Annotated in this window: 2 protein-coding genes; both read right to left on the bottom strand. The window is 63.2% G+C overall.

The window, feature by feature from the left end:
• Positions 1–503 (bottom strand): branched-chain amino acid ABC transporter permease (locus WA702_RS03665; protein WP_425109168.1); only part of this gene is annotated, 503 nt, incomplete at its 3' end.
• 185 nt (positions 504–688) lie between these two features.
• A partial coding sequence (locus tag WA702_RS03660; RefSeq protein ID WP_425109167.1) for an ABC transporter substrate-binding protein occupies positions 689–1,836 on the bottom strand: 1,148 nt, incomplete at its 5' end.

Below are 1,836 nucleotides of genomic sequence, written 5' to 3'. Positions count from 1 at the left end.
CGGCTGCCGAACCGGGTCTTGGCCAGCACCAGCTGCAACAGCGCGGTGAGCGCGCCGCAGATCACGATGATCATCAGCCGGTAGCGGCCGATGCCGACGCCAAAGACGTCGAACTGGCCCTGCAGCGCGTCGGGCAGATTGATGAAGATGCGCGACGATCCCATGATGTAGTCGACCGCCGCCACCGACATGAAGGCAAGCCCGATCGAGAACAGCACCTGGTCGAGATGGCTGCGGGCATAAAGATGCCGGTACAGTGTGCGCTCCAGCACGATGCCGATCACAGCACTGGCGACGAACGCCAGTGGCAGCGCGGCGAAGAACGGCCAGCCTTGTTGGTTGACCATGATGGCGCAGACATAGCCGCCGGCCATGGCGAAGGCACCATGCGCCAGGTTGACGAAGTTCATCAGCCCGAGCGTCACGGCAAGCCCGCAGGCCAGCACGAACAGCAGCATGCCGTAGGCAACGCCATCGAACAGGTTGGTGAGGATGGAGGTCATCAAAATCGATTCGAGCTCGTGGCAACCACTGAAGCGGCCTCTTCGTGTTCGTCATTGCGAGCGAAGCGAAGCAATCCAGAGTCTTGTACGCAGCCCTGGATTGCTTCGTCGCCTTGCTCCTCGCAATGACGGGATCGAGACGGCAGATTTGCTAACCGCCATCCGTCGAAGACGCGCAAACGGCGTCACTTCTTGGTCTTGCCCGGATCCTTGACGGCGTTGAAGGTCTCGAACTCGACGTTGTAGAGTTCGCCGTTCTTCTTCTCGACCTTGCGGATGTAGACGTTCTGGACAATGTCGCGGGTCTCGGGATCGATCGAGATCGGACCGCGCGGGCTTTCCCAGGAGGCGCCCTTCATCGCCGCCAGCAGCTGATCGCCGTCGGTCTTGCCGCCGTCCTTCTGCAGCGCCTGGTAGATCAGGTGGATGCCATCATAGCCGCCGACCGCCATGAAGCCCGGGCGGGTGTTGTAGGCCTTCTCGTAGGCCGCGACGAACGCCTTGTTGACCTCGGAGGGATGGTCGGCGGAATAGATATGCGCGGTCACCGCGCCGACCACCGCGTCGCCCATGTCCTTGAGCAGATCATCGTCGGTGACGTCGCCCGGCCCGATCACCTTGATGCCGCTCTTGTCCAGCCCGCGCTCGGCATATTGCTTCATGAAGTTGCCGCCCTGCCCCGCCGGCACGAACACGAACATCGCGTCCGGCTTGGCGTCCTTCATGCGCTGCAGGAACGGCGCGAAGTCGGGGTTGGCCAGCGGCACCTTGACCTCCTCGACGATCTCACCGCCGCCGGCGGTGAAATGCTCCTTGAAGTACTTGAGCGCGTCGTTGCCCGGCGCATAGTCGGAGGTCAGGGTGGCGACCTTCTTGATGCCGTTCTTCACCGCCCAGTCGCCGATGATGGTCGAGGACTGCGCCAGCGTGAAGCTGGTGCGCACGATGTAGGGCGACTTCTCGGTGATGACCGAGGTGCCGGCGGCCATCACGACCTCCGGAATCTTGGCCTGCGTCGCCAGCGGCGCCGCGGCGAAGGCCGCCGGCGTCACGCCGAAGCCCGCGATCACATTGACCTTGTCGTTGACAATCAGCTCCTGCGCCAGCCGCTTGGTATTGTCGGGCTGCGCCGCATCATCCTTCAGGATGACCTCGATCTTCTTGCCGGCGACCGTGTCGCCATGTTGCTGCATGTACAGCTTGACCGCATTGTCGATCTGCTTGCCGGTCGACGCCTGGCCGCCGGTCATCGGCACGATCAGTCCGATCTTGAACGTATCCTCCGCGCGCGCCGCGCCCAATGCCAACGCGCTCGCGATCACCGCCGCGCTGA

The organism is Bradyrhizobium sp., from assembly GCF_049798375.1.
GTDB lineage: Bacteria > Pseudomonadota > Alphaproteobacteria > Rhizobiales > Xanthobacteraceae > Bradyrhizobium.
Note: the sequence above shows the minus strand (reverse complement) of the source record. Positions and strands in the feature narration are given on the sequence as shown.